General features: G+C 35.8%; 2 protein-coding genes. Both read left to right on the forward strand.

Annotated elements, in window-relative coordinates; all coding sequences use genetic code 11:
• Positions 1 to 398: 398 nt before the first annotated feature.
• Positions 399 to 1,634 carry an IS110 family transposase gene (locus V7164_RS24785; protein WP_335355552.1) on the forward strand — a complete coding sequence of 412 codons (1,236 nt, stop codon included), beginning with the start codon at positions 399 to 401 and terminating at the stop codon, positions 1,632 to 1,634.
• Between the two features lie 615 nt (positions 1,635 to 2,249).
• On the forward strand, positions 2,250 to 3,802 hold a 1,553-nt coding region (locus tag V7164_RS24790), incomplete at its 3' end, for a M2 family metallopeptidase (RefSeq protein WP_335355553.1).

Consider the following 3,802-nt stretch of genomic DNA (forward strand, 5'->3'; position numbering starts at 1 on the left):
CCAACAGCTATCCAAGATACTAAATCCACTTTTTATTCCCCTTTGTTGTGAATTTCCTTCTAAACCTGCTACGTAGTTCAAATACGTTTCTTCGCAATTTTTATACGTTTCATAGTTCAAAAAGTTTCGAACACTTAATCAACAATATGGCCCGTTCGTATTATAAGGTCAGCCAGATTTTTCTGGTTGAGCATTTTTTATATCGATATATGATTACTGTAGCCGGGGTAGAACGTATGGCCCGTGGGACCATGATCCCGTCCGCAAAACAGTTCACCCCCTACTTGTAGAAACATGTTTGAGGCTGGTTGGGACTAAGATCTCGTATAACAAGCGAAGCTATGACACTACAGGGAGGATTTAGGGGTACCGGTAATTATTTTGGAGGAGGAATTTGAATGACTCCAGTCGTTGGTCTGGATGTAGCAAAAGGTGAAAGTCAGGTTCAAGCATACTTGGAAAGAAAGAAGCTCTACAAGAAAAGTTTCAAAGTAAAACATGATCTTGATGGGTTAGCTAGTTTATTAGATTTTATTAAAGAGTTAGAGGATGTGGCAGGAGAACGGCCTCCGATTATACTAGAATCAACTGGACATTATCATAAACCCATTGTTCAATATTTCGAGGACAGAGGATATTTAATTATTATCGTAAATCCACTCATATCTTATAAAGCAAAGAATTCTAGTTTACGTAAAGTAAAAACAGATATCATAGACGCGAATCACCTCTGTGAGCTGTACTATAAAGAGGATTTAGAGCCTTATAAAAAGCGAGGAATTCAATTATTAAATCTACGTAATCTTACAAGACAGCATGATAATATTACAGAGATAGTTGTGCAAACCAAACTCCAATTTCTGGCTGTTTTAGATCAAGTATTTCCTGAATACAGTAAGGTTTTTGGAAGTTTATACTCAGATGTTTCTTTACTAACTTTACAAGCATTTCCTACTTCAGAAGAGGTTTTGAAAGCTGATAATGAAACATTAGCAACTAAAATAAAAGAATTCTGTAACACTCGTTCACTGCAATGGGCAAACAAACAAGCCGAGAAATTACTAGCTGCCGCAGCACAAAACCCATTTCAGAAGAATTTGTATTCTAGTCTAATTCTAAACCTAGATATGTATATTAAAATGCTTCTTGAATACAAAAAACATCTATCCATGCTGGAAGATGAGATAGATGCTTTAGCGAAAAGTATTGAAGAATATGAGATTATCCGTTCAATCCCCGGGGTAGGTGAAAAAATCGCTGCCACGATTATTTCTGAAATTGGGGAAATCGAAAGGTATAATCACCCTAAGAAACTAGTTGCCTTTGCAGGCATTGATCCTACTGTCTTTGAATCTGGAACCTTCAAAGGTACTCAAAATCGAATTACTAAAAGAGGTTCTAGTAGGCTAAGGCAAACTCTATATATGGCTGTTAAATGTGCCATTCGTGACTGTCGCAAACAAAAAACGACGGATGAAATCATCCCACGCAACAAGCGATTACGTGCTTTTTATGATAAGAAACGCGAAGAAGGAAAGCCATATAAAGTAGCCTTAATTGCATGTGCTAATAAACTCTTACATTGGATTTATGCACTATTAAAAAACAAATCTGTATTCCAAGATTTAGCTTGATCAATACATTTAACCATGTAAACCAAAACTTTCCAAACATAGTATTTGGAAGGTTATTTGGCATTCACAAATTTAGTATAACATGAATTTTTTTAAGTTTTTATTGAAAAATGTTGACAACTATTGGCTGGTTTTGTAGAACAGCTACTTTCCACAATCGCGCCCGATTTTTGAATATTGAATTACCTTACTTGTGGTACGGTTCACAGTAGTTATTTAAGAGGAAAAAAGGAATCTGCGATACTAGCAGATTTCTTGGTAAACAAACTGTATAACAAAAATTAAATAGAAGCAATGGATTTTCTTGATCATTCTTTGATAGTAACCTAAACTCATAGTATGTAAGTCATTGGATACTCCCCTTCGATCTGTAAGTAGGTGAGGATTATTTATCGCTTACATTCTTAAGTAAAAAATAGGATATTGGTCATACCACCCCATATGAACAAAATAGTCATTTTGTCTTTTAATGGTGCCTGACACCATAGCCAATTATATTTTGACACCATACTTTTTAAAAATCTTTATTAGCTTATAAAGGTTTAAGAATATCTTTAACGAATACTTAATAATGTTACTATTGTGATACTTAAATATAGAAAGGTAGTGATACATATGGAAACGCTACAAACATTTATAAAAAATATCAATGACAAAATGCAAGTATTATATAAAGATGGGGCTCAATCAAGCTGGATGGCCCAAACAACTGGAGACCCTGAGTGGGCTGCTAAATTAAATGAAGCTGAAACTCGATACAATCTTTTATTCTCTTCAAAAGATTCATACGAGAAAACAAAACAATTTCTAGCAACGGAAAACTTAACGGAGATCGAAAAACGTCAGCTTCAACTTCTATTAAGCGAAATGGAAGGTAATCAACTCCCTGAAGAAGTGATTGCTGATATATCAAAACGCTCTTCTGAACTAAATTTATTATTTAACACATACACACCTGAAGTGGATGACAAGAAGTATTCTGCCAATGAAATTCGAGATATCTTGGTTAATAGTGATGACCAAGAATTACGCAAAAAAGTATGGTTTGCAAGTAAGGAAGTTGGTAAAGTCGTAGAAAAAGACCTGCTTGAGCTTGTGAAGAAGCGCAATGAAGCTGCGCAACTACTTGGTTATGATAACCATCATCAAATGGGCTTTGCTCTTCAAGAACTTGACCGTGACGAGGTATTCGCTATTTTCAACGAACTTATTGCTCAATCAGATGAAGCCTACCGCTCGATGAAGAAAAAACTAGATGAACGTTTAGCAACTAGATTTGGGATTAATCCAGAGGATATACGCCCATGGCATTATGTCGATCCTTTTTTCCAAGAGGCACCACCATCTGATTCAACCAATCTAGATCCTTTTTACCAAGGGAAGGATATTGTCCAAATCACAACAGATACGTTTAACTCAATGGGAATGGAAATTGATGACCTATATGCAAAAAGTGATTTGTTCCCTAGAGAAAAGAAAAACCCAACAGCCTTTTGCATGGATATTGATCGCGAAGGTGACGTACGTGTCCTTTGTAACTTAATGGAAGATGCGTATTGGATGGAAACGAACCTACATGAGTTTGGCCATGCGGCTTATTTTAAATATGTAGACTCTAACCTTCCTTTCGGATTACGTAAAGAAAGTCATATCTTAACAACTGAATCGATCGCGATGTTATTTGGAAAAATGGGCAAAGATCCTCGTTGGTTAAAGCGCTTCTTACAAGTTGATGAAGCAACAGTAAATGAGCTTGCTCCTGAATTAGAAAAGTACCAACAGTTACAAATGCTTATTGCAGTAAGATGGATTATTACCTTTGTATTTTTTGAAAAAGAACTGTATGAAAATCCCGATCAAGATTTAAACGCTTTATGGTGGAAAACTGTAAATGAAGTTCAGCTAGTCACTCCTCCTGATTCAACTGATAATCCCGATTGGGCTGCAAAAATTCATTTTACACTCGCACCTGTTTACTACCAAAATTATCTACTTGGAGAATTAATGGCAGCACAGCTTCTTTGTCATATTGAAACGGAGATTTCTCCTGAATTTTTCACAAAAGAAACGGGAGAAATGCTTATCAATCAATTCTTTAAACCAGCTGCCCTTTATGACTGGAATGAAAAAATTAGCCGTGTAACGGGTGAAAAATTAAATCCTGCTCA

Source organism: Bacillus sp. JJ1474 (genome assembly GCF_036965225.1).
Taxonomy (GTDB): domain Bacteria; phylum Bacillota; class Bacilli; order Bacillales; family Cytobacillaceae; genus Cytobacillus.